The organism is Rhizobium sp. P1_E1, from assembly GCF_056406015.1.
On record NZ_JBFUAY010000034.1, the window covers coordinates 1 to 24,301 of the forward strand.

22 protein-coding genes are annotated in these 24,301 nt (G+C 58.3%); 14 read left to right on the forward strand and 8 right to left on the reverse strand.

Annotated features, from left to right (window positions below):
• Positions 1-511 precede the first annotated feature (511 nt).
• Complete coding sequence (locus AC1D1Z_RS14355) at positions 512-814, reverse strand: hypothetical protein (RefSeq protein ID WP_018245789.1); 303 nt, start codon at positions 812-814, stop codon at positions 512-514.
• 88 nt (positions 815-902) lie between these two features.
• On the reverse strand, positions 903-1,544 hold the full coding sequence (locus AC1D1Z_RS14360) for a helix-turn-helix domain-containing protein (RefSeq protein WP_477850934.1): 642 nt from the start codon (positions 1,542-1,544) through the stop codon (positions 903-905).
• A gap of 159 nt (positions 1,545-1,703) precedes the next feature.
• Between AC1D1Z_RS14360 and AC1D1Z_RS14365 the strand changes: the two genes are divergently transcribed.
• Entirely contained in the window at positions 1,704-2,663 is a 960-nt protein-coding gene (locus AC1D1Z_RS14365) for a membrane protein (RefSeq protein WP_018245787.1), read from the forward strand.
• Positions 2,664-2,670: 7 nt separating this feature from the next.
• Here AC1D1Z_RS14365 and AC1D1Z_RS14370 read toward each other — a convergent pair whose 3' ends face one another.
• From AC1D1Z_RS14370 to AC1D1Z_RS14380, 3 genes are all read right to left on the reverse strand, one after another.
• Positions 2,671-4,464 carry a membrane protein gene (locus tag AC1D1Z_RS14370; RefSeq protein WP_018245786.1) on the reverse strand — a complete coding sequence of 598 codons (1,794 nt, stop codon included), beginning with the start codon at positions 4,462-4,464 and terminating at the stop codon, positions 2,671-2,673.
• Positions 4,465-4,560: 96 nt separating this feature from the next.
• Complete coding sequence (locus tag AC1D1Z_RS14375; RefSeq protein WP_018245785.1) at positions 4,561-5,229, reverse strand: response regulator transcription factor; 669 nt, start codon at positions 5,227-5,229, stop codon at positions 4,561-4,563.
• A gap of 4 nt (positions 5,230-5,233) precedes the next feature.
• Positions 5,234-6,433 (reverse strand): sensor histidine kinase, encoded by a 1,200-nt coding sequence (locus AC1D1Z_RS14380; RefSeq protein ID WP_018245784.1) that lies wholly within the window; start codon positions 6,431-6,433, stop codon positions 5,234-5,236.
• Between the two features lie 157 nt (positions 6,434-6,590).
• Here AC1D1Z_RS14380 and AC1D1Z_RS14385 point away from each other — a divergent pair, with 157 nt between their 5' ends.
• The gene (locus AC1D1Z_RS14385) at positions 6,591-6,782 is read left to right on the forward strand and encodes a hypothetical protein (protein ID WP_163925754.1); all 192 of its coding nucleotides are present in this window, start codon (positions 6,591-6,593) and stop codon (positions 6,780-6,782) included.
• Positions 6,783-6,935: 153 nt separating this feature from the next.
• Here AC1D1Z_RS14385 and AC1D1Z_RS14390 read toward each other — a convergent pair whose 3' ends face one another.
• Positions 6,936-7,157 (reverse strand): hypothetical protein, encoded by a 222-nt coding sequence (locus AC1D1Z_RS14390; protein ID WP_018245783.1) that lies wholly within the window; start codon positions 7,155-7,157, stop codon positions 6,936-6,938.
• A 154-nt stretch (positions 7,158-7,311) separates the two neighbouring features.
• Here AC1D1Z_RS14390 and arcA point away from each other — a divergent pair, with 154 nt between their 5' ends.
• Genes arcA through arcC form a run of 3 tightly spaced genes read left to right on the forward strand, consistent with a single transcriptional unit; the run spans position 7,312 to position 10,525 of the window.
• Complete coding sequence (arcA, locus tag AC1D1Z_RS14395; protein WP_018516608.1) at positions 7,312-8,541, forward strand: arginine deiminase; 1,230 nt, start codon at positions 7,312-7,314, stop codon at positions 8,539-8,541.
• 39 nt (positions 8,542-8,580) lie between these two features.
• Positions 8,581-9,585, forward strand: coding sequence for an ornithine carbamoyltransferase (locus AC1D1Z_RS14400; protein WP_477850939.1), 1,005 nt, complete (start codon positions 8,581-8,583; stop codon positions 9,583-9,585).
• Position 9,586: 1 nt separating this feature from the next.
• Positions 9,587-10,525, forward strand: coding sequence for a carbamate kinase (gene arcC, locus AC1D1Z_RS14405; protein ID WP_477850941.1), 939 nt, complete (start codon positions 9,587-9,589; stop codon positions 10,523-10,525).
• A gap of 28 nt (positions 10,526-10,553) precedes the next feature.
• Here the strand turns inward: arcC and AC1D1Z_RS14410 are convergent, their stop codons facing one another.
• The gene (locus AC1D1Z_RS14410) at positions 10,554-11,915 is read right to left on the reverse strand and encodes an amino acid permease (RefSeq protein ID WP_018245779.1); all 1,362 of its coding nucleotides are present in this window, start codon (positions 11,913-11,915) and stop codon (positions 10,554-10,556) included.
• 360 nt (positions 11,916-12,275) lie between these two features.
• On the opposite strand from AC1D1Z_RS14410, the gene AC1D1Z_RS14415 reads away from it, so the two are divergent.
• The 9 genes from AC1D1Z_RS14415 (at position 12,276) to AC1D1Z_RS14455 (ending at position 23,039) form a co-directional block, all read left to right on the forward strand.
• Positions 12,276-12,632 carry a hypothetical protein gene (locus AC1D1Z_RS14415; RefSeq protein ID WP_370090923.1) on the forward strand — a complete coding sequence of 119 codons (357 nt, stop codon included), beginning with the start codon at positions 12,276-12,278 and terminating at the stop codon, positions 12,630-12,632.
• Positions 12,633-12,951: 319 nt separating this feature from the next.
• Positions 12,952-13,878 carry a cation diffusion facilitator family transporter gene (locus AC1D1Z_RS14420; RefSeq protein ID WP_018245777.1) on the forward strand — a complete coding sequence of 309 codons (927 nt, stop codon included), beginning with the start codon at positions 12,952-12,954 and terminating at the stop codon, positions 13,876-13,878.
• A gap of 149 nt (positions 13,879-14,027) precedes the next feature.
• The gene (locus AC1D1Z_RS14425) at positions 14,028-16,289 is read left to right on the forward strand and encodes an Orn/Lys/Arg family decarboxylase (protein WP_477850944.1); all 2,262 of its coding nucleotides are present in this window, start codon (positions 14,028-14,030) and stop codon (positions 16,287-16,289) included.
• Complete coding sequence (gene speC / locus AC1D1Z_RS14430) at positions 16,286-18,673, forward strand: ornithine decarboxylase (protein WP_018516610.1); 2,388 nt, start codon at positions 16,286-16,288, stop codon at positions 18,671-18,673. The genes AC1D1Z_RS14425 and speC overlap by 4 nt, the downstream gene beginning before the upstream one ends.
• Positions 18,670-20,022, forward strand: coding sequence for a putrescine-ornithine antiporter (gene potE / locus AC1D1Z_RS14435; protein ID WP_477850946.1), 1,353 nt, complete (start codon positions 18,670-18,672; stop codon positions 20,020-20,022). Before speC ends, potE begins: the two co-directional genes overlap by 4 nt.
• Before the next feature lie 15 nt (positions 20,023-20,037).
• Entirely contained in the window at positions 20,038-20,964 is a 927-nt protein-coding gene (locus tag AC1D1Z_RS14440; RefSeq protein WP_477850948.1) for an amino acid ABC transporter substrate-binding protein, read from the forward strand.
• Between the two features lie 23 nt (positions 20,965-20,987).
• Positions 20,988-22,082, forward strand: a complete 1,095-nt coding sequence (cax, locus tag AC1D1Z_RS14445) for a calcium/proton exchanger (protein ID WP_018245772.1) — start codon at positions 20,988-20,990, stop codon at positions 22,080-22,082.
• 133 nt (positions 22,083-22,215) lie between these two features.
• Positions 22,216-22,566 (forward strand): potassium channel family protein, encoded by a 351-nt coding sequence (locus AC1D1Z_RS14450; protein ID WP_018245771.1) that lies wholly within the window; start codon positions 22,216-22,218, stop codon positions 22,564-22,566.
• A gap of 236 nt (positions 22,567-22,802) precedes the next feature.
• Positions 22,803-23,039 (forward strand): hypothetical protein, encoded by a 237-nt coding sequence (locus AC1D1Z_RS14455; RefSeq protein ID WP_018245770.1) that lies wholly within the window; start codon positions 22,803-22,805, stop codon positions 23,037-23,039.
• 127 nt (positions 23,040-23,166) lie between these two features.
• Here AC1D1Z_RS14455 and AC1D1Z_RS14460 read toward each other — a convergent pair whose 3' ends face one another.
• Complete coding sequence (locus AC1D1Z_RS14460) at positions 23,167-24,279, reverse strand: AI-2E family transporter (protein ID WP_018245769.1); 1,113 nt, start codon at positions 24,277-24,279, stop codon at positions 23,167-23,169.
• Positions 24,280-24,301 lie beyond the last annotated feature (22 nt).

Below are 24,301 nucleotides of genomic sequence, written 5' to 3' on the forward strand. Positions count from 1 at the left end.
GCCCTTACCTCTTTGCCAACGACTGCTTTTATGTGCCGCCACTTTTGGCTTTTCGGATGTGCGGGCACCGGTACGCCTTCTCGTAAGAACAGCGTTACTTCAGGAACTTCATCTGATTTGTAGATGCAAATTCTCAACGGCTCACGTCCCTGTTAGCAGTAAATATTGTGCACTGCAAAACAAGAAATGRCAAACATTCATTTGCCGGGTAAGTCACGTTAGGCCGGTGCAAACCCGTGATGCTGAGGCGTACCCTACCGCCCGATGCTGAGGACGGCGTCCGTCGGACGGTCGAGGAGCGCGACGCCGGAGGTTTGGATTTTTTCATATAAGTCGTTGGGCTTCACCGCATCGAGGCGTTCAAGAAACCTTTATGAAGCTCAGGGCTGAACTAACCGTCGTCTCCTCCGGCCCGACCACCGCGATCGAGTCCGAGGACGCAGCGATTGCAGGGGGCAGCCTTGCCAGGATGCGAAAGATCCTCTGGATCTCTCATTTTCAATTCGATGCCCTAGCGTTTCAGGTCGTAGGCCTGGTGCGATGCGCGAAGCTCTGACAAGGTTTTGCCGACACAACTGCCTCCGCCTTCAGCGCCTATTGCCTTTGCCTTGCCGTCGATCGTGATGGTGCCGGCGATCCGGTCGGATGCAGAATAGGTTGCAGTTCCATCTTGAGACACACGCGACAGATAAAAGGCGTGAAAGGTTTCGTGGTATTTGCACTGGATAACCACCGGGAACTGATCAAACGGATTGTCTTGCGCCACAACTGCCGTCATGGGAAAGGCCAACGATATCAAGCCTGCATAGAGCATTTTGCCCGATGTGCCTGATTTCCGGCGAGATGTATGCGTCATCGTCAAAGTCCTTCTTTCGGAGATCGAACCTGCGAATGCTTTGCCGTTAGATCGTGAGGCTGATCAGCGCATCGCGATCGAGAAGGCGAACGATGCGTTGCAGTTTGCCGTTCAGGCAAAGGATACGTTTTTCGCGGAGCTTCGTGAAACAGCGGGCAACGGTTTCGACTGTCAGTCCAAGATAGTCGGCGATATCGCTGCGGGAAATCATCATGTCAAATTCGCAATCGCCTGGATGACGGTCGGCCATTTCGCAGACAAAGGCCGCGACGCGCTTCAGTGCGCTCTGCTCGGTGATGACGAGTTGTTTGTGTTGCGCCTTGGCAAGATTCGTCAAGGCAATGTGCAGAAGATCGATGGRAACGACGGCGTCATGATTGGCGCGAAAGGGCGTGACGCAGGTTTCGCAGACGGCTTCGGCGAAATCGGTGCGTATATCGCCCGTTTCAAGTCCGAACCATTCGCCCTTTCCGTAAAACGACAGAATGTATCTCTGTCCGGCGGCCGTCAGTCTGTAGATCCGCACAGCGCCCGCTTCTACGTGGTAGATCGTAAGCGCGTGTTCGCCTTCGCTGTAGATCGTCTCATCGGCCTTGAGCCTAATCGACTGATCTTTGGTTGTAGCGGCTGCGCCTCCATACCGGTGGCCTCGAGCAGTCGTGTAATTTATTGCGTGATTTTGAAGCATCTGCGTCGCCCCTATCCGCATCGGAGCATAAGCAATTGCCGCGGGACCCGATATTCGAGATACCCCTTACGTATTGCTACGGAAGCCCCGGATTACTCTACGGTGTATAAGGCATTCGCCCTTTGGGGAGAGCGACACGAAAATGTCGTGGGAGGTCGTATGGCATCGGAAGATGGAGGGGAACGCGACTTATCTCAAGATCCGGCAAGTGTGCGCGAGCAGCTTGAACGCATACTCGCAAGCCCGCAATTCCATGCTCCCGAGCGCGGGCGTCGCTTTCTACAGTATATTGTTGAAGAGACGCTTGAAGGGCACAGCGAACGGCTTAAGGCCTATATGATCGCGCAGGTCGTTTTCGGACGCGACGCGTCCTTCGATGCCCAGAATGATCCGGTCGTACGCATAGAGGCCGGCCGTATCCGCCGCGCACTCGAGCGATATTACCTCGTGTGTGGAAGCAACGACCCGATACGTATCACAATTCCCAAAGGAGGCTACGCGACGCGGTTTTCGAGCGGCGAAAACACGTCGATTGCTAGCGAAGTGGCCGCTTCGCAAGATCACGAGAATCCACAAAAACAGACTGGGCAGCAGGGGCCAACGACCTATCGCCATCTTCTGCTGCCGATTGGTGTCCCTGCACTATTCGGGGCAATGGCGATCTTAGCCCTCATTCGCCCCCTCGAATCCTACCTATCACCACCGCAAGCGACCCGGACCCCTGTTGCCTCAACGCCGACGAACAGGATCAGGATTGCTGTCGACCCCCTCGTCGCCCTCGACGGCACGGCGCAGACAGCTAATTTTGCAAAGGGACTGGGCGATCAGCTGATTTCAAAACTCATGGAGGTGCAAAACCTGGTCGTGCTTACTCCAGGCCGCTCCGGCGCGGTAACGAGCGGACCGCATTTCAACCTGCAAGGAAGTGCACTTGTCGAAAGCACGGTCGTGCATCTGCATATCCGCCTGATAGACGGCGCCGACGGGGTAGTCGTCTGGGCAAATCAATATGATCGCGATCTGAGTGGCCAGACGATTCTCGATGTCGAGGACGACATCGCCGTGCAAATCGCGATGGAGATTTCAAAATTTCGCAAGTTTGGCGACGCAGAGCCCTGACCCGTAACTATCTTGGCGTGTTGACAGGAGAAATGACCATTCCCGCGGCGCGCAGGCCGTTGAGGAACAGCTCCTGGTCTTCCGGTCTTTGCAAACGCAGAGAGATCTCCGCATGGACATTGCCCATCATTTCCGGTGCGTGGGTGTTGAGCCATTCCCGTTCCAGTCTGGCTTCATTCGTCTTTCCAGCGGTCCCGAGAATGGACAGCAGCAAGAGATGGTGCATGGGGTTGCCATCGAGATCGGACCGTCGCGACCACTGCTCCGCCGCTTCGATATCGCCTCGCATGAAGGCGCATAAAGCCATGCCAACCTCATAAAAACCTTTAGGTCCGGCGTTCCTGCTGAGAGCGATCGACAGCAATTCGCAACCTGATTGCCATTTTCCTGACATCGCAAGGCGGGAGCCGTATTCGCCTGCAACTTCGACATCGTCTGGATTTGCGGCATAGGCAGAGGTCCCGGCCGTCAGCGCCTTCCCGATATCCCCTCTGAAGAAGCTCACCAGCATCTGAGCCCGAAGCACGCGCGGATTGCCGGGCGCCAGCGATATTGCCCGTTCCACCGCAGCAATCGCCAGTTCGAGGGGCTGGGCTGAAGCTGGCGTGCCGAGTTTGTAGCGAAAACGTATCTCGTCAAGATAGACCATGGACAGGAGGGCCCAAGAGGATGCGTTATCGGGAAAACGCTGGGTTGTCTGTTGCAGGCATTCGCGTGCTTTCCGATGGCTTTGTTCAGTCATGGTCTGCCGGTAGCTGTAATAGATCAAGGTGCAGGCATAGGCGTCCGAGCCGCCATTCTCCGCAGGCCTGGCGATCGTTTCCGTATCGGCTTGGAAGATAGCGCCATAGGGCTGTGCAATCGCGCTGGCGATTTTCCCGGCGACATCGGCTTGAATCACAAGCTTGTTTTGAACATCGAGATTAGCATCATAATTGTCGGCCCATATGACGGCACCATCGGATTGACGCACCAACCTCGCAGCGGCACGCATCCTGCTGCCATCGAGCTGGACATTGCCTTGGAGCGCATAGGCGGCGCCGTCAGCAGGTTCGCCGCGTATCGAGCCGGTAACCACGACGATGTCATCAAACTGAGCGAGTTGGCCGATGACGTCGTCCCTCAGGCCACGCGCGATGTCCGAACCGGCGCCAATGAGGCCGCTTTCGGCAAAAAAATCGACAACCACTTTTGGTTCCGCTGATCCCGGCGGCGGTGCCCGGCTTGAAACATTCCGCGAAACCGAAAGTGCGCCAGCAAGAGCGAGGAGCAGAAGCGCAAGAACGGTGACGAGAGTGGCTCCAAGGCCAAGAGCGACTGGCCTCGCTCTGCGACCTATGTCCGGAAGCGGATCGTCTTGATCATCCAGTCCCCCGGCCGGCGACTTTTCCAGCGTTTTCTCAGATACGGGCTCAGATACGGGGTCGAGCGCATCCTGAGCATATTCGAAATGGGGAACATATCCGCCTTTCGGCACGGTAATGATGACCTCGTCCGCTTGGCCCGCGACAAGGTAGTAGCGCTCGAGGGCTTTTCTTATTCGGCCGGCCTCGATCCGGACGACCGGATCGTTTTGCGGATCGAACGATGCTTCCCGGCCGAAAACCATATTTGCTATCGTAAACGCCTTCAAAAACCCCGATCGACCCGCAAGTGTCTCGTTGACGACAAATTCCAGGAAATTTCGCCCGCGTTTCGGGGTGTGAAATTCCTCGCTCATGAGGATGCGCTCGACTTGCAGGCAGATTTCGTCTGCTGTCGGCTCAAAACTGCGGAAAGTGTTGACCTTTGCGCTTCCCATGACCGCCCCGCCCCCACGACAAGATCGCGCTATTATTTAAGCATCTTCTAACGCATCATATCCTACATGTCTTTGCTTGCAAGGATTGCTTTCCGATCAGCGAAGGTGGGGCAATATGTGGACGGCGGGCGCGCCCCTCTCGATTTCAGATCGCTGTCCGGTCGCGTCAATAGTAATGGCCATCCACATGAGCTCCGTCAGGTTGCGCGCGCCCATTTTTGCCATCACATTGGCACGGTGGACTTCCACCGTCCGCGAACTGATGCCTAGATGATAGGCGATCATCTTGTTCTGCAGGCCGTCAAGCACGCCGATGAGGACTTGGTGTTCGCGGTCCGTGAGTTGACGAAGTCGTGCCGCCACACTTTCGGGATCGGCAATCGCCCTGCCGGGACGTCTTTGTCCCATCGCTCCGTTGATGGCTGCCATCAACGCTTCTTCTTTGAGAGGTTTTTCCAGGAAGTCTGATGCTCCGGCCTTCATCGCCAGAACGGCTGTGGCAACATCGCCCTGGCCGGTGATAACGATCGTCGGAACGTCCGTGTTGAAATCGTGCAAGCGGTGGAGCAGTTCGATGCCGTCGATATGCGGCATGCGGAGGTCGGTAACAAGGCAGTTCCTCCCGGAAAGGGGCAGAAGTTCGAGAAACGCCTTTGCGCAGCTATGCGCGCGAACGGCAAAACCTGCCGATACCAATAGGAATGTCACCGACCGTCTGAGCGACTCCTCGTCGTCAACGAGATGGATCGTGAGGTCGTTTGCCATCGGTTTAGATCTCCGCCAGCGGAAGCGAGAAACAGAGCATCGAACCGCAATCCATCCCCTTGCGCGCAGTTATGCGGCCTCCATGCGCTTCGACAATGCGCTTGGACAAGGCCAGCCCCATGCCGAGGCCGCGCGGTTTACTGGTCACGAAGGGACGGAACAATGCCTCCTCGATCTCGGCTGCGATACCGCAGCCGTTGTCAGACACTTCGACAACGAGATGAGAAGATGTGTCGGATTTGGTTCGGATCGCAATATGGGGCTGATCGACATCGTCGGTTGCCTCGAGGGCATTGCGAACAAGGTTTGTCAACACCTGCACGATCTGGACACGGTCGACAATGACCGTGTCCCACGCCGCTTCGAGGCGGAGATCCGCATGGAGCCCCTTGCGCTGTGATCCCACGAACGCGAGTGTGGTCGCCTCATGGATCAACTCGTGCATCGCTTCCTGTTTTCTTGCGCCAGCGCCGGGCTTTACCAAGTCTCTTATGTTCTGGACGATCGTTCCTGCCCACATAGCATGTTGCGTAATGTCCGATAGGGCTTCGCGAAGCTTCTCGCCGCATCGACGGTGATCATTCATGACGAGGCGTCTGCATCCCTGCGAATAAGCAGCGATTGACGAGAGCGGTTGTGAAAGCTCATGGGCAAGGGTCGATGCCATTTCCCCTAGCGCGGTTATTCTTGCGAGGCGGGCAATCTCGCATTGAAGCTCCTGAACCTGCTGCAATGTCTCGCGCTCGGCGCGGAAGTCCTCGAAAATCGCTGCAGTGAAGCCTTCCTTTGCATCCTGCCCCCTGATGATTGTAAGGGCAGTCGGGAATTGAGCACCGCCTTTGGTGATGGCAAGACCGGCGCGCGCTGCGCCTTGGTCTGCCCAGCGTCCTCTTAGTTGAACATCTGGTGTCGAGCGCCAGACGAAGTCGATCTTGCGGCCGACCAATTCGCTTTCGTCGTAGCCAAACAGGGCGACTGCCGTTTTGTTGCAGGCCGAAATATGATGGCTGTCGGTGATAAAAAACACCGCATCCGGCATGTGTTCGTAGAGCTTCCGGATCCAGTCCATCCTGGGCGCTTCATCTTCCTCGCGGAGCACGCGTGAAGGTTGGCTGCGCCCTAGTATGAACGAGTCCCCTTCGACCATAGTTGAAACGTCAGGACCGTACTCTGCAACATGCGGCGTTTCCATCTTGATGGACATGATGGTCTCCTGCGCTCATCCGAGAAGTTATGCAGTCGCTGGACCGTTTTGCTCGTCGATAATGATGCAAGATTACCACCTTTGAACGGATGAGCGGTGTAGCATCGCGTAGGCTCTATTGTCGTCTTGCGCCCCCCAGCGAGAAGCTCGCGATATCTTGGACTTCCTCATTCCCATTGATCCGGCGCAATGCCCGGGCGTGATTGTTCCGCTACTATGGCAAGCAAATGGGCGGCCGCCCGTTCCAACAAGTGGCTGGTTCAAACTGAAAGCCAAGAAACTGGCGTCTGAAGTCATCGAATGGGTGACACAGACCCGTAATGGCAATCTGACTTTCTATATAGGATGAGCGATTGTCGCACTGACAGGATGTTTTTCCGCCCGTGAAATCGCCATTGATCGCCTCATCGCCGAGTTGGGACAGGCAAGCGTAGTCGCGACAAGTGCAAAGCGCTTGAGGAGTAAGCACGTCGGCCGAGTGCTGGCAAGCCGAGAGGATGTTCTATCCAGTTGATGCTGGTGCATCGTCGTGGAGGATTCGGTGATGTGGCGGTTGATTGTCGAAGCTCCATTCGAAGAGGATATAGAACTCGCCGTCATCGGCGATCAAGGCGTTGATGCCCTGATTTTTCCATGTCGGCGCCTGCCTGATGGTTGGGCGAATGCCATGACCGGTGAACGACTGGAAGTCCACCCCACCCATTGGCGCATATGGCAGATCCATCGAGGCGAAGTTTCACGCCTCCATTGAATGTGCCCAATCGCAGGATGCTGCAGCGCACCTTGTCTGCGATCAATGACATGACCGGCCAAAATCGTTTGATTGTGTTCAAAGAGCCGGCGGCGCGGCCGCTATACGAAAGACCGGGGAGGACCGCATGCGTGGTTTTGGTGTTCATTCCGAGGTTGGAAAGCTGAGAACCGTCATGGTGTGCCGACCGTCTCTGGCACATCAGCGGCTGACGCCTGCAAACTGCCACGATCTGCTTTTTGACGACGTCCTATGGGTCCATGAGGCACAGAAGGATCATTATGATTTTGTCCTGAAAATGCAGGAGAGAGGTGTCGAGGTTTTAGAACTCCACGATATGCTCGGTCAGGCGCTCGCTAACAAGCAGGCGCGAGACTTCATATTGGATCGGCGCATCACCCCGAATGTGCTCGGCTCGCAGATCGCCGAGGCGATGCGGCCATGGCTTGACGAAATGCCGGCCACGCAGCTTGCCGCATTTATGATCGGCGGGATCGCGATTTCCGACCTGCCGGATGTCAAGGCAAAGTCGCTGATGCTCAGCGCCTTGCAGGAAACGGAGTTTGTCATCCCGCCGATTCCCAATACCTTGTTCCAGCGTGATCCGTCCTGCTGGATTTACGGCGGTGTGACCTGCAACCCGATGTTCTGGCCAGCAAGACGCGCCGAGACGCTGATCCAGCGCGCGATCTACAAGTTTCACCCGATCTTTCTCGGGAGCGATTTCCGGATCTGGTGGGGTGATTCAGACGGCCAGTTTGCCAATGCCTCCATGGAGGGTGGCGACGTCATGCCGATCGGGAACGGCACTGTCCTAATCGGCATGGGCGAGCGCACCACCTATCAGGCAGTCGGCCAAGTGGCGCAGGCCCTGTTCAGGGGCAATGCCGTAAAGCGGGTGATCGCCTGTCTGATGCCGAAGAGCCGCGCGGCAATGCATCTCGATACCGTTTTCAGTTTCTGCGATCGCGATGTCGTTACGCTGTTTGCCGAGGTTGTCGATCAGATCCGCTGCTACAGCATGTATCCCAAGGATGATGAGGGCACATTCGAGATTCATCCCGAAAATCGCCCGATGCTCGACGTCGTCAGCGAAGCGCTCGATTTGCCGCAGCTGCGCATAGTCGAGACCGGCGGCAATTCCTATCAGGCCGAACGAGAACAATGGGACGACGGCAACAATGTCGTTGCGCTCGAGCCCGGCGTGGTCGTCGCTTACGACCGCAACACGTACACGAATACGCTTCTGCGCAAAGCAGGCGTTGAGGTCATCACCATTCGCGGCTCCGAACTCGGCCGCGGCCGCGGCGGCGGGCACTGCATGACATGCCCGATATGGCGCGACCCCGCATACTGACACATCGCATCCACGAAACAGCCTCGACGGAGCAAGACAATGAGCTTCAATCTGCGCAATCGTTCACTTCTGACCGTGCAGGACTACACCCCGCGGGAATTCCGATACCTTCTCGATCTCGCCCGCGACCTCAAGCGCGCCAAATATGCCCGCACCGAGCAAGAGCACCTGAAAGGCAAGGAAATCTGTCTGATTTTCGAGAAAACCTCCACGCGCACCAGATGCGCCTTCGAAGTTGCCTGTTCGGATCAGGGCGCCAACGTGACCTATCTTGATCCGTCCGGTTCGCAGATCGGGCACAAGGAATCCTTCAAGGACACTGCCCGCGTTCTCGGCCGCATGTTTGATGCCATCGAATATCGCGGAGCTGCGCAGCAGGGCGTGGAGACACTCGCCCGTTTTGCAGGCGTGCCGGTCTATAACGGTCTGACGGATGAATACCATCCAACGCAGATGCTGGCCGAYGTGATGACCATGCGCGAGCACAGCGACAAGCCGATTGCGGACATCAAGTATGCCTATGTGGGCGACACGCGCTCGAACATGGGGCACTCGCTGCTGATCGTCGGGTGCCTGGTGGGAATGGATGTGCGCATCTGCGGCCCGAAATCGCTCTGGCCGTCCCGGGAGTACATGAAAATCGCCGAGGACCTGAAGGAGAAATCCGGTGCGCGCCTGCTCGTTACCGACGACCCCAAGGAGGCCGTGCAAGGTGTCGATTTCATTCACACGRATGTCTGGGTCTCGATGGGCGAGCCGAAGGACGTCTGGCGCGAACGCATCAAATTGTTGACGCCTTACCAGGTCAACGACGCCTTGATGAAGGCAACGGGCAATTTTCAGACGAAGTTCATGCATTGCCTGCCGGCATACCACGATACCGAGACGACGTTGGGCAAGCAGATTGCCGAGGACTACGGCATGAGCAACGGCCTCGAAGTGACCAATGACGTCTTCGAGTCCGAAGCCAATATCGCCTTCGAGCAGGCCGAAAACCGCCTGCACACAATCAAGGCGCTGCTTGTCGCCACTCTGGGAGACTAAAATGCGTGTGGTTATTGCGCTTGGCGGCAATGCCCTTCTCCGGCGTGGAGAGGCCATGACCGCGGATGTCCAGCGGCGGAATGCGCGCATCGCTGCGGAAGCGATCGCGCCGTTGGCGGCCGAACATGAGTTGATCATAACCCACGGCAACGGGCCTCAGGTCGGGCTGCTCGCGCTTCAGGGCGCGGCCTACAAGCCTGACGAGGCCTATCCGCTCGATGTGCTGGGGGCGGAAACCGAGGGCATGATCGGCTACATGCTGGAACAAGAACTCGGCAATTTGCTGCCGTTCGAGCAGCCACTGGCAACGCTTCTGACGATGGTCGAGGTCGATGCCGACGATCCGGGCTTCAGCAACCCGACCAAGTTCGTCGGCCCGATCTATGAGAAGGCGGATGCCGAGCGCATCCGCACGGAGAAGGGCTGGGTGTTCAAGCAGGATGGTGAAAAGTGGCGGCGTGTGGTCGCATCACCGCTGCCGAAGCGCATCTTTGAGGTCCGTCCGGTGCGGTGGCTGCTGGAGCAGCGGACGATCGTCATTTGTGCCGGCGGCGGTGGTATCCCGACGATGTACGAAAAAGGCAGCGACCGGAAGCTCATCGGCGTCGAAGCCGTGATCGACAAGGATTTGTGCTCAGAACTTTTGGCGCGCGAACTTGATGCCGACCTCCTCATCCTGGCAACAGACGCCCAGGCCGTCTGCACGGACTGGGGCAAGCYGTCTCAGAAGTCCATCCATAAAGCCCGGCCTGACGATCTCAGGCAATTTTCCTTCCCGGCCGGTTCGATGGGCCCGAAGGTCGATGCCGCCTGCCATTTTGCTCAGGCCAGCGGAAAGAGCACGGCAATCGGCGCCCTGGCGGATATAGCTGCCATGGTGCGCGGCGAGCGCGGAACGATCATCAGCAGTGGTTTCACCGGCCTGAGCTGGTACGCTTGAGGGCGACGCAGGTTTCAATGTGAAATTATCAGGATACGGCCGGGTGTGTCGCAGCACCCGCTGCCGTTTCTTCACTGTCCACCTGCATGGCGGACGTGTTTCTTCTCTGCCAGACGTAAACCGGGATCCCAAGCATGAGCAGAACGAGACCATAGAGGACCGGCTCGGCGCCGGACCCATAGAGCGTGAATATCGCGAAAATGAAGGCGATGAGCTCGATTGCGGTGACGCGCGGCATTCGTCGCTCCTTGGTCACACCGGCTGCTACAAGGCTTCCGGCCAGCGAGCAGAAGGCATAGGGGACGACGGCAGTCATGGTGCTCAGCCCGACCATGAGCCGATAGACCGCAGCAAAACCCTCCGACCCGAAAGCTTGAACGAGCACCAGCATGGTCGCAAATGATGCCGAGACAATCATGCCAACCGCCGGGACGCCCCGGCTCGAGAGCCGTGCGAACAGGGGAGGGAAGAGCCCGTCCCGGGCAGCAGCCATCGGAACCTGCCCCATCAGCAGCGTCCAGCCGTTCAGGGCGCCGATCGATGACAGCAAGACTGCGACCGATATTGCCAGTTCCCCGCCGCGCCCCCACATGATCCCCGCAGCTTCGGAAAACGGCGCGACGGAATGCACGAGCTGTTCCCGGGGCACGACACCAAGGACGACGATGGTGCCCAGCACATAAAGAGCCGCAGCGATGGAAATTCCGAGAACGGTCGAGCGGGGAATGGTTCGTCTCGCGTCCCGAACATCGCCAGCGGGAACTGTTGCTGATTCCAGCCCGAGATAAGCAAACATGGTCAGCGGCGCCAAGGCCGCGACCGACTTTAGCAGCGGCTGGCCGCTGGGGTTGAACTCCGCGAAATGGGAGGTGTCGATGAAGAGAAGACCGATGATAGCGACAGCGCCAAAGGGCATGAGCTTGGCATAGGTGGTAACCTGCGCAAACAGGGCCGCCGCATGAACGCCGCGAAGATTGACYAGCACGATCGCCCATATCACCCCAAGCGTCAGCAATGTCGCTGCGAGGCGGTTGGCAAAAGCGGGAACGAGATCGATCATCACGCCGGCGAAGGCGATGGCGATCACGGGAAGCGATGTCCAAATGGAAATCCAGTAGCCCCAGGCAATGAGGAAGCCGGCAAAATCGCCGTAGGCCAGCCGTGTGTAGGCGTAGGGGCCACCGACAGCCGGCACGAGACTGGCAAGCCGCGCGAATGTGAGGCCGAGACAGATCGCGCCGGCTCCCATGACGATCCAGACGACGATGGCGAGATTGCCGTAGGGCGCTACTGCGGCCGGCGAGAGATAGAAGCCCGAACCCACCATGTTTCCGACCACGATGGCAGTACAGGCGGCCAGTCCGAGGCTCTTGCCATTCGGAGTTGTCATGAAGTCTCCTCCCGCGAAGGCCGGTGCTCATGGCTCCGTTGGACCGCCATTGCCCAGCGCGATCTTCCCTCCAAAGACTTGGCGCTGCAATCCGGTTCAATGCGTAGTCGACGAGCGTTGCGCACGTTCCGGATAAGGATCACCCCGGTCGACGATCTGGCGCAGCCCGTCTCCCTTAAATTCCTCGCTGAAACTGGATTGTCAGTCGGCCACCTTGCCTCATTGTAAGAGGAAGGTGTCCGTAAATCACGTAACTATTCAGGGTGTTTGCTCGAACACTATTGATCACACTCAATGCGAGGCTCTTGGGCATAAGATATCTTGCGACTGAGGATCATTTTGTTCTTGGGAGTTAGAACGATGAAAATGGCCATGATCATTGGGATTGTCGCATTGACTGCTGCCGGTATCGTTCCGGTTCAAGCCCAGCAGGATCGACGCGAATACCGAAGAATGAACTGGAGTGAGAGTTTGCCTGAGGCGGTGCGGACCTATCATAGCAAAAGGTTCACGATTGTAAGCTACAGAATCGCAGATTTTTCAGAGACTGGCGCACACCCTCGGGCGGGGAGTGCGGAGCATGTCGCAGCCATCAGAGCCGCAGTTCGGTCGAACAAATGGCTTGTGGCGCAGCTCAAGGCCAAAAAGCTCACGCCAAATGATATTGAGTGGGTAACGCGAGCGCGCAATGGCAACATGACTTTCTATGTGGAATAACCGAAATCTGCGCCGGCCATGCCTCCAAATGTCGAGCCGGGGCAGATCGCCCCGGCTCTCATGATGTTCAGGCAATGATCGCGAGATTGCCGCAGGGCGCGATCGCGGCCCGCCATTCGACGAGGTTGTCACGAAGCCTCCGGGGCTTCCTCCCCAGTGTCTATAGCTCCTTCGGACAGTCATTCCAGGGCGCGAACCTCCATCCAAAGAATAGAAAATCCGGTTCACTCCGTAGTCGGCGATTGTCTCGAATGCCTTCACGATTGGCGCGGACACGCTAGAGTGAGCGCGAGGCGTGTGGGCTGCGCGGGAGGTGGCGATGTGGAACGAACAAGGGTTTCTACGCATTTCGATTGCGGCCACCATCGTGATTGCCGCGCTCGGCATCATCTTCGGCATCCTTTCAGGCTCGTTCTCCATCGCCTTTGATGGGGTCTATTCGCTGGCTGACGCTGCAATGACCGGGCTTGCGCTGTCGGTTTCGAGCCTGATCGTGAAATCGGCGCAGCGCGATGCGCTGTCGCGCAGAGTTCACAACCGCTTCACCATGGGTTTCTGGCACCTTGAGCCGATCGTCCTCATGCTCAACGGCTGCGTGCTGATGACGGTCGCGGTCTACGCGCTGATCAATGCGATTATCAGCATCCTCAATGGCGGACACGAACTCCGTTTCGGCATTGCCATCGCATATTCCGCCACGACGGTGCTCATCTGTGTCGTCATGGCCATCATCGGCATCAGGCTGAACCGCAAACTGAAATCCGATTTCATCTCACTCGATATCAAGGCCTGGATCATGTCGGGCGGTATCTCGTTCGCCCTGCTCATAGCATTTCTGATTGGCTTCGCCGTGCAGCCGACGCCCGTCGCTTGGGTTGCCAAGTACATGGATCCCTTCGTGCTGGCCCTGGTCTGCCTTGTAATGATCCCGCTGCCGATCGGCACGGTCTGGAAGGCACTGACCGAAGTCCTGTTGATTGCACCTGTCGAGCTCAAGGATCATGTCGATCATGTCGCCTCAGAAACGGTTCGCCGTCTCGGCTTCCTTTCCTACCGCGCCTATGTCGCCCGCGTCGGTCGAGCGACGCAGATAGAGCTCTACTTCATCGTGCCCGAGGGACTTCCTGCGAAGACGGTCGAGGAATGGGATGCGCTTCGCGACGAAATCGGTGCCGCAATCGGGGATGAAAGCGCAAACCGCTGGCTCACCATCGCCTTTACCGCCGATGCGGAATGGGCCGAATAGTTCGTGGTTTTGCTCTGCCCAATGGCATTTTGCTCCCACGTTGATTGCAATCAACGACGCCTATGCGCCTGGTGTGTACGATCTTTTCACCCATGATGACGGTGGCTGCGCGGCGGCCGCTGCATTGAACATCGGGTCTGGAGGGGCGCATGGAGTTCCAAAAGGCATTTCCCATTGCCGTCATCGACGAGGATTTTGAGGGCAAGAGTGCTGCAGGGCGCGGGATGCGCGATCTGGCAGCGGCGATCGAAAACGAGGGGTTCCGTGTTGTTTCCGGCGTCTCCTACGAGGACGCGCGTCGCCTGGTACATATTTTCAATACGGAATCTTGCTGGCTGATTTCCGTCGACGGCACTGAGGACAAAGCCTCGCGTTGGAAGGTGCTGGAAGAGGTTCTAAGCGCAAAGCGCCAGAAGAACGACCGGATGCCGATCTTCCTTTTCGGGGACGACACGACGGCGGAGGATGTTCCGGCCACAGTGTTGCGCCACGCTAACGCTTTCATGCGGCTATTCGAGGATTCGGCAGAGTTCATGGCGCGGGCCATCGTGCAGGCTGCCCGCAATTACCTCGATCGGCTGCCGCCACCGATGTTCAAGGCTCTGATGAAGTATACGCTCGAGGGAGCATATTCCTGGCACACGCCCGGTCATGGCGGAGGAATCGCCTTCCGCAAAAGCCCGGTTGGTCAGCTCTTCTACACGTTCTTCGGTGAAAACACGCTCCGCTCCGATATCTCCGTATCGGTCGGCAGCGTCGGTTCGTTGCTGGATCACGTCGGGCCGATCGCCGAGGGCGAGCGCAACGCGGCGCGCATTTTCGGTACCGACGAAACGCTGTTCGTCGTCGGCGGCACGTCGACCGCGAACAAGATCGTCTGGCACGGCATGGTCGGACGCGGCGATCTCGTGCTTTGCGACCGCAATTGCCACAAGTCCATCCTGCATTCGCTGATCATGACGGGCGCAACGCCGATCTACCTGACGCCGTCCCGCAACGGGCTCGGCATTATCGGCCCGATTTCGAAGGACCAGTTTACGCCGGAGGCTATCGCCCAGAAAATCGCTGCGAGCCGGTACGCCGGCGAAACCAGCGGCAAGGTCCGATTGATGGTCATCACCAATTCGACCTATGACGGGCTCTGCTACAACGTCGATGCCATCAAAGCATCGCTTGGCGATGCGGTCGAGGTGCTGCACTTCGACGAGGCCTGGTACGCCTACGCGAATTTCCATGAGTTCTACGACGGCTTTCACGGAATCTCATCCACCCAGCCTGCGCGCTCGCAGAACGCCATTACCTTTGCGACGCAGTCGACGCACAAGCTGCTGGCGGCTCTTTCGCAGGCATCGATGATCCACATCCAGCATGCAGAGAACAAGCGCCTGGATGTCACGCGCTTCAACGAAGCCTTCATGATGCACACCTCGACCTCGCCGCAGTACGGCATCATTGCCTCCTGCGATGTCGCGGCGGCCATGATGGAGCAGCCGGCCGGGCGCTCCCTGGTGCAAGAGACGATCGACGAAGCAATCAGTTTCCGCCGTGCGATGAACGCGGTCAGGAAGCAGATGAACGGAAGCTGGTGGTTCGATGTGTGGGAACCGACCGTCGCCGAGCAGACGCCGAGCGATACCCATGCCGAATGGGTTCTGAAGCCCGGTGATGCCTGGCATGGTTTTGAAGGCCTTGCCGAAAATCATGTGATGGTCGATCCCATCAAGGTCACGATCCTTTCACCGGGATTATCGGCGAACGGCACCATGCAGGAACACGGGATCCCGGCCGGCGTCATCACGAAGTTCCTTTCCTCGCGCCGCATCGAAATCGAGAAGACCGGCCTCTATTCCTTCCTTGTCCTTTTCTCGATRGGAATTACGCGTGGCAAGTGGAGCACGCTTGTCACCGAACTGATCAATTTCAAGGATCTCTACGACGCCAACGCTCCGCTGACGCGGGCATTGCCGGCTCTCGCCGCAGCACATCCCGAGGCCTATGCCGGCATGGGATTGCGAGATCTATGCGAAAGCATCCACGCGATCTACCGCAAGGATGACGTGCCGAAGGCGCAGCGCGAGATGTACACCGTGCTGCCCGACATGGCGCTGCGGCCCGCAGACGCCTACGATCACCTCGTCAAAGGGCGGATCGAGAGCGTCGAGATCGACAACCTCATGAACCGCGTCCTTGCCGTGATGATCGTTCCTTATCCGCCGGGCATTCCATTGATCATGCCAGGTGAACGGATCACGGAATCGACGAAGTCGATCCAGGACTACCTGCTCTATGCCCGTGAATTCGACCGGAAGTTTCCCGGTTTCGAAACCGATATTCACGGCCTACGATTCACAGCCGGCGACAAGGGGCGTCGGTACCTCGTCGATTGTGTTGCAGAGGGACGGCCACAATGATCCCGCGTGATGTGAAGTCTCCGACCGTTGCCATCCCGTTTCACAAGATGCTGAAGGTGGTGGCGGTCGTCGATCGCGACGACCCGCAGGTGCAGGAGTTGTTGACGCAGATCGCTTCGGAGAATTTCGAGGTGGAACTGAGGTATGATTATTCCGCCGACGTGTCCGAGGATGCCTCCGTCGGAGCCTATATCGGCTCGGTCGAAGGCGGGCGCCTGGCGGGTGCGCGTTCCTTCCTTCGCTCCGTCCGGGACGTTGGATTTCGCACTCCCGTCTGGGCGATGGCCGATACCTTGACCATCGCGGACCTGGACGTTGTGGAAATGGCTGGCGAGGTGGACGGTTTCATCTATCTCGGGCAGCAGACACCGGCCTTCTACGCCAAGCAGATCATCTCCAGCCTGGTCAATTACGGCAAGTCGCTGCTGCCACCGTTCTTCGGAGGCATGATGGCCTATGACGGCGAGGCCAATATCGCCTTCGATTGCCCCGGCCACCAGGGCGGGCAGTTCTATCGGAAGTCGCCCGCGGGGCAGCTCTTCTTCAAGTATTTCGGGGAGGGCATTTTCCGCAATGATCTTTGCAATGCAGATGTGGATCTTGGTGATCTGCTGATCCATGAAGGGCCTGCGGCCGAGGCCCAGAAGCAGGCGGCGCGCATCTTTGGCGCGGATCGCACCTATTTCATCCTGAACGGAACCAGCACCTCCAACAAGGTTGTTGCTAACGCGGTGCTGCGGAGCGGCGATCTCGTGCTCTTCGACCGCAACAATCACAAGTCCCTTCACCAGGGTGCGCTTGTGCAGGCTGGTGCTATTCCCATCTACCTGCCAACGGCCCGCAACTCCTTCGGCATGATTGGTGCGGTCGATTGGGAGGCTTGGGACGAAGGTTGGTTGCGGCAGAAGATTGCCGCGCATCCGCTCGTTGCCGACAAAGGCCGCGCCAATGCCGAGAGACCCTTTCGTCTCGCCTGCATCCAGCTCGCCACCTATGACGGCACCATCTACAATGTGCGCCAGGTGATGGAGAAGATCGGTCATCTCTGCGACTACGTTCTCTGGGACGAAGCCTGGATCGGTTACAATGCCTTTCATCCGCTCTTTGAGGGGCACAGTCCCATGCGCCTCGAGGACCTGCGGCCTGACATGCCGGGATTGTTCTCGACGCAGTCGGTACATAAGCAGGGCGCCGGCTTTTCACAGGCCTCGCAGATCCACAAACGCGACGAACATATCCGCGGCCAACGCAGGTTCGTTGAGCACAAGCGCTTCAATGAATCGCTGCTGATGCATGTGTCAACCTCTCCCTTCTATCCGCTCTTCGCCTCGCTTGACGTCAACGCCAAGGTGCATGAGGGCAAGGCGGGCGAAATGCTCTGGGATCGTTGTATCGAACTCGGGATCGAGGTTCGCAAGAAGCTGCGCGGCTTCGTCAAGCATTATGAAACCAAGGGTGGWAGTCCCGAAGAGCAGTGGTTCTTCGATCCCTTCGTGCCGGACAAGATCTCGGTGTCCGGTTCAAAGCATACGAGCGACCTCGCTGAGACACCCTGGGAAGATATCCCCACCGATGTGCTCAAGCGCGAGCAGCAGTGCTGGCGGTTCGACCCGGAGGCAAAATGGCATGGCTACGCCGGCTATGCGCCCGGCTACACCATGGTCGATCCCAACAAGCTCACGCTGCTGACGCCCGGCATCGACCGGGAGACCGGCGAATATCGCGAGTTCGGAATTCCGGCGACCGTGGTCGCCAACTATCTGCGCGAGCAGCGGGTCGTGCCGGAGAAATGCGATCTCAACAGCCTGCTTTTCCTGCTCACGCCGGCAGAAGATGAGAGCAAGCTGAATACGCTGGTTGCCAAGCTGGTGAAGTTCAAGAACCTCTGGGATCGCGACGCGCCTCTACAGGAGGTTCTGCCGACGGTGTTTGCGGCCAATCGCGAGCGTTATGCGGGCTACACGGTGCGGCAGGTCTGCCGGGAGATGCATTCGTTCTATCGCGATGCGGGCGTCAAGGGCCTGCAGCGCCTGTGCTTCCGCTCGGAGAGTTTTCCGGAACCGGCAATTTCGCCGAAACAGGCCTATGAAGCGCTGGTGGCCAACAATGTCGACTATGTGCCGCTTGTTGAAGCCGCTGGCCGGATCTCGGCGACGCTGGCACTGATCTATCCGCCAGGCATCGGAGTGATCGTGCCGGGAGAGCGGTGGGACGAAAGGGCGCGGCCGATGCGCGATTATTTCCTGGCTTTCGAAGAGTCCTTCAATCGCTTCCCGGGCTTCAACTACGAAGTCCAGGGCGTATTCCAGGAACGGATCGATGGGCGGATCAAGTTCTATACGTACGTCGTGCGCGAGCAGGGGGACGGGAGGATCTCATCATGACCGACAACACAATGCATCTCGCGAGTGAGGCCACGGCCAAGAAAAAGATGAACCTGGTGCAACTCACCTTCATCGTCGCGGTCAATATGATGGGTTCAGGCATCATCATGCTGCCTGCCAACATGGCGCAGGTGGGTGCGATCTCGCTGCTCTCCTGGCTTGTGACCGCCATCGGCTCGATGGCGATAGCCTATGGGTTCGCTCAGGCCGGGATCTTCAACCAGCGGCCGGGGGGCATGTCGGCCTATGCGGAGGACGCCTATGGGAAGGACGGCTTTTTCCTGGTGTTCTTTCTGTATTTTCTGTCGCTTGCCATCGGCAATGTCGCGATCGGCATCTCTGCGGTGGGCTACCTCGCGGGCTTCTTTCCCGTCTTGACCTCGACGCCGATCATGACATGTCTGGCGCTGATCGTACTTCTCTGGCTGACGACTGCGGCAAATTTCGGAGGGCCTCGCATCACCGGGCGTATTGGTTCAATCACGGTTTGGGGTGTGATCATTCCAGTGGGGTTGCTCTCGATCATCGGGTGGCTGTGGTTCAGTTCAAGCACCTTCGCCGCCGCCTGGAATCCGAAGGGACTGTCGCTCGGCCAAGGAATGGGATCGAGCATATCGCTGACGCTCTGGGCCTTCCTCGGGATGGAGTCGGCTGCGCAGAATTCGGATGCCGTTGAGAACCCGAAGCGCGACGTGCCGCTTGCCTGCATGTTCGGCACACTTGGCGCCGCCGTCATCTACATCCTGTCGACGACGGTCATTCAGGGCATCGTGCCGAACGCAGAACTTGCGGCCTCGACCGGGCCGTTCGCGCTGGCCTATGCCACCATGTTCAACCCGACGATCGGCTCGATCATCATGGCGCTCGCAGTCCTTGCCTGTCTCGGTTCGCTCCTGGGCTGGCAGTTCACGATCGCGCAGACCGCGCGCACCGCCGCGGAGGGGCGAATGTTCCCCGCCGTATTCTCACGTGTGAACGAGATGGGCGCACCGGTAAAGGGGATGATCATTCTCGGCGTCGTGCAGACATGTCTTGCCCTGATGACCATTTCTCCGACGCTCAGCGAACAGTTTTCCGCTCTGGTCAATCTCGCGGTGGTAACCAACGTGCTGCCCTATATCATCGCACTCTCGGCCCTGTTCGTCATCATGAAGGCGGCGRGCGTGCCGCAGGCGAAGTACAGGCTGAACGCCGCCGTCTGCATCATCGGTATGCTCTACAGCGTGTTCGCTATCTACGCTTCCGGCAAGGATGCGGTGATGGGTGGAATGCTGGTAACAGGTATCAGCTTCATAATTTATGGCCTGATCGCACCGCGCTTCGCCGTGAACCGTGCGCCGGCCGAGTAGCAAAGGAGGAAAACCATGCCAATCAGCAAAGGTCGGTGGATCGCAACAGGCGCCTCCATATTCGTCATCGTAGTCTCAGCAGTGGGTTTTGCGCCCGCTCATGCACAGACACTGGACCGCGTCCGCGCAAGCAGTTCGTTGAAATTCGGCTATGAGGCCGATGCGAGGCCCTTCTCGTTCAAGACGGACAACGGTGCGCCCGACGGTTATGCGGTTGCTCTTTGCAACAAGGTTGCCGACAGCGTGAAAGCCGAACTGAAGCTGTCGCAGCTCGCTGTGGAATGGGTGCCTCTCACCGGCGAGGCGCGGGCGCGTGCGATACAGGATGGCGTGGTGGATCTCGTTTGCGGGGCGGAGCCCGTCACACTCAGCCGCAGACAGCAGGTTTCGTTCTCGATCCCCATTTTTCCGAGCGGCACCGGGGCTGTCGTCAGTACGAGCGCACCCCTGGCTTTGCGCGAGGTGCTGGAATATGGCGAACYGTCGAGCCGGCCTGTCTGGCGAGGCTCGCCGGCGCGCACGATACTTGAGAACAAGACATTCTCATCGATCACCGGGACGACGAGCGAGCACTGGCTGTCGGACAAAATCAAGACCTTTCAGCTCGCCGCGACGACGGCATCGGTTGACAGCTTCCAGCAAGGGATCGAGCGGGTCCTTGACGGTCGTTCAGCTGTCCTTTTCGGGGACATGCCGCTCCTGATGGACGTTGCGGCGCGCAGCGACAATTCCGGCAATCTTGTCGTCCTGAAGCGGCATTTCACCTACGAGCCACTCGGTCTTGAACTGGCGCGCGCAGACGAGGACTTCCGGCTCATCGTCGACCGCGCGCTTAGCCAGGCCTATGCGGCGCAGAATTTCCGCACATTCTTTACGACGTGGTTCGGTCCCCCGGATGAAGCGACTGTCACTTTCTTCCAGCAGACGGCCTTGCCTGAATAGCATCACCCGAACAGGAGCGTCCGTTGAGCCTCCTTTTGAAAGAGATACGCGACAGCCCTATGCTGTGGTTGCTGATCGCCGTGCCGGTGGTGTTCGTTGCTGCGATATTCATCCCCGAGGCCCACACGACACTCTTTGTTCTGTCGGTGCTTGCTATCGTGCCGCTGGCCGGGTTGCTCAGTCACGCTACGGAATCAGTTGCCGCCAAGACGGGTGACGCCGCAGGCGGGCTGCTCAATGCCACCCTGGGAAATCTCACCGAGTTGGTCATCGCGCTGGCAGCCCTGCGCGCCGGCGAGTACACGCTGGTGAAATCGTCCATTGCCGGCGCGATCGTCACCAACACGCTGTTCATGCTGGGCGCTTCGTTTTTGCTTGGCGGGCTTAAGTACCACTTCCAGGAGTTCAACCGAGCCAGCGCGCGTCTTCAAGCCGGCCTGCTCTTTCTCGCCACAGTCGGGTTGCTGATGCCTTCGGCTGTTGCTGAAATGGGCTCCACCTCCGCAGCCGCCGTCACCCAACAGCTCAGTCTTGGCCTAGCCCTCCTGCTCATCGTCGGATACGGACTTGGGCTGCTGTTCAGCCTCAGGACGCATCGCGAGATTTTCGCCGCCGCAGAACACGCACAGACAGACGAAATGCCGTGGCCGATCGGCCTGGCCCTGGTCACGCTCGCCGGGGTCACCGTCCTCGTGGCGCTGGTAAGCGAGATCTTCGTCGAATCCGTGCAAAAGGCAGCGGAGGCTTTCGGAATGACGCCTGCCTTTGTCGGTTTCATTGTCGTCGCACTGGTTGGCGGCGCTGCCGAAATGGCCTCGGCGTTTTCCGGCGCCCGCAAGAACCGGCTTGACCTCAGCGTGGGCATCGCGCTGGGAAGCGCTTCGCAGATCGCTTTGTTCGTAGCGCCCGTCCTGGTCTTGCTCAGTTACGTGATCGGCCCGTCACCGATGGACCTGCAGTTCCCGCCAGGCGTCGTGGTGATGGTGCTGCTTGCGACCATTACGGCGATGTTCGTAACCAATAGCGGACGGTCTGCATGGTTCGTCGGCGTGTTGGTGCTGATGGTTTATTTGATCTTCGCCATAACGCTTTATGTCTTGCCGCCACGAATGCCGTGAAGCGGCAATCGTCCGGAGGCAAATAGACTGTGGTTGGATGTGAGCGCGACTGATGCGGTCTGGTGGATCTCGGGCTTGAGTTCTCCACGCTTCATTGCTCTCTCCTGACGCTGACCGCAGAAAGGTCGAAGTCATGCCGTCAAAAGTAGGCAATGAGCCGAGCAATAGGCAAATAAGACGTCTGTTCTTCATCGCGCTTGCTAAGCAGCTGCGGGTAATTTGGCCGATCCTATCCGGCATTGTGTCGATAATGATCATCTCCGGCCTTGCGATATGGCGCATAGAGGATTGGCGAATCGACGAAGCTCTCTACTTCACCTTCGTTACAGGGCTTACTATCGGCTATGGCGATTTTACGCCCAAGCACGTGTCGGCGCGGGTGTTGGCAGTGGTGATCGGCTTTGCGGGAATTATACTGACCGGCGTCGTTGCCGCGGTCACTGTGAAGGCCTTGAACGCGACTGATCGCGGCAGCGCGGAGTAGGACATGTCAACGAGACGTCTTCCCCGTCCGGCGGCGTGCTATCGATATGCTAGGTCACATAAAGCTACGTTTTCGCGCTGGCATGTCCACGTTCGCCGCAAACGGCTTCCCAACAGCCATTGCATCCCAGCCGAACTCTCATTCCGAAAACACATCAATGCAGATCTCCTATGGTACGATCTGATACTCGAGCGATTTCGTATGATTTGCGGGGGTGCTTAACGCGGAGCTAATCAATGGGCAGAGAGCGTGGACGGAGGAAATTGATGCTTAGACTCCCCGATTTCCGTCGTGTTTTGGCCGACCAGGCCAGTGAGACACTGGACGAGATCTTTGAAGCTTACGATCTTGCCGCCGATGCGCTGGACCGGTTTCGAAGACAGAGTCCTAGGGAGGAAGTGCTGATCAAGGAGTACGAGCAACTCTGCCGCGAGATAGAGCAAGAAGTCATCATGTATTGCACCGATCGGTGAGGAGGGAATGCACACTTAAAAACCGGAAGGTAGTCCGTCGGCGGATGGAGATTTTTCGACTTGTGACAAGTCCTGACACGAGTTCGGCGTGTTTTCATGCCTCCCGGCTTGCCGGTCACGCTTTGTTTCAAGCATTTTTCGATCCGCCTGGTGCCTCTGACGGCCAGGCCCAGGCTCTCAGCAATTCATAAAAGACACTGAGGACGATCGGTCCCAAAAACAGCCCCAGCAGACCGTATGACAGGGTGCCCCCTATCACGCCGATCAGTATGACCGGCATCGGGGTCGAGAGACCTCTCGCCATCAGGATCGGCTTCAGGACGTTGTCGACGACCATGATCGGGACAGCGACGATTGTGAAGATGAGCGCGGTCGAAGTCGGCCAGGAGAACCACGCCCAAATGATGGCAGGCACGAGTACCAGTGCAGGCCCGAGTTGCATTACGCAAAGGACAAACACCAGTAACGTCAAGGCCCCGCGGGCCGGAATGCCAAAGAGGGCAAAGCACAATCCGCATAAGAGCGCCTGGAGGAAGGCGACGCCTATGACGCCCCTCGAGACGTTTCGCACGGTCATTCCGGCCAGGCGCGCAAAGCCGACGCCCTTGTCGCCAGCGATCCTGCTTGCCAGGACCTGTATTGCCACAGCCAGCCGCGGCGACATGGTGAGTAGGATGCCGGAGAAAATGATCGAGGCGACGAAGCTCAAGACACCGCCACTGAGCGAGGCCAATTTTGCGACGATGACACCCATGACTTCGAGTATTGGCGCTTGGAGCTTGACGATGGTTGATGCCAGGTCGGTAGCGAGCTGGTTCCATGCGTTATAAATTCGCTCCCCGACGACCGGCCATTCGCGAATGGTCGCCGGCGCGGCGGGCAGTGTGAAGTTCTCGGCCCGCAATTTGGCGACAAGCGGCTGTACTGCATCGGTAACGTTGACCGCAATGAGCGCCAGGGGCACGATGATCAGGACGAGACAGGCTACGACAATGACAATCGCGGCAATGACGGGCCTGTTTCCGATCAGTCTCGAAAGCGCCTCGAACATCGGAAAGAGCGCCACCGCAAGGATGGCCGACCAGGCGACGATCAGCGCGAAGGGTGCGATGAGAAGCAGGGTCCAATAGGCAAAGAGCCCGATAATACCCAATCTGACGAGGTCGCTTACCTTTGCCTCTATCGAAATCTGCCCCGTGTCGGCTCTCTGCGCCGTCGTATCTCCGGTTGTTTGTTCCATCGTCGCATCCCGTCCCGCGCCG

Coding starts and splice junctions, on each gene's coding strand:
- arcA (WP_018516608.1), top strand. CDS start 7,312: ATGCGTGGTTTTGGTGTTCATTCCGAGGTTGGAAAGCTGAGAACCGTC.
- AC1D1Z_RS14365 (WP_018245787.1), top strand. CDS start 1,704: ATGGCATCGGAAGATGGAGGGGAACGCGACTTATCTCAAGATCCGGCA.
- AC1D1Z_RS14370 (WP_018245786.1), bottom strand. CDS start 4,464: ATGGGAAGCGCAAAGGTCAACACTTTCCGCAGTTTTGAGCCGACAGCA.
- AC1D1Z_RS14355 (WP_018245789.1), bottom strand. CDS start 814: ATGCTCTATGCAGGCTTGATATCGTTGGCCTTTCCCATGACGGCAGTT.
- AC1D1Z_RS14390 (WP_018245783.1), bottom strand. CDS start 7,157: ATGGATCTGCCATATGCGCCAATGGGTGGGGTGGACTTCCAGTCGTTC.
- AC1D1Z_RS14380 (WP_018245784.1), bottom strand. CDS start 6,433: ATGTCCATCAAGATGGAAACGCCGCATGTTGCAGAGTACGGTCCTGAC.
- AC1D1Z_RS14375 (WP_018245785.1), bottom strand. CDS start 5,229: ATGGCAAACGACCTCACGATCCATCTCGTTGACGACGAGGAGTCGCTC.
- AC1D1Z_RS14415 (WP_370090923.1), top strand. CDS start 12,276: ATGAAAATGGCCATGATCATTGGGATTGTCGCATTGACTGCTGCCGGT.
- AC1D1Z_RS14450 (WP_018245771.1), top strand. CDS start 22,216: ATGCCGTCAAAAGTAGGCAATGAGCCGAGCAATAGGCAAATAAGACGT.
- AC1D1Z_RS14420 (WP_018245777.1), top strand. CDS start 12,952: ATGTGGAACGAACAAGGGTTTCTACGCATTTCGATTGCGGCCACCATC.
- AC1D1Z_RS14460 (WP_018245769.1), bottom strand. CDS start 24,279: ATGGAACAAACAACCGGAGATACGACGGCGCAGAGAGCCGACACGGGG.
- AC1D1Z_RS14455 (WP_018245770.1), top strand. CDS start 22,803: ATGGGCAGAGAGCGTGGACGGAGGAAATTGATGCTTAGACTCCCCGAT.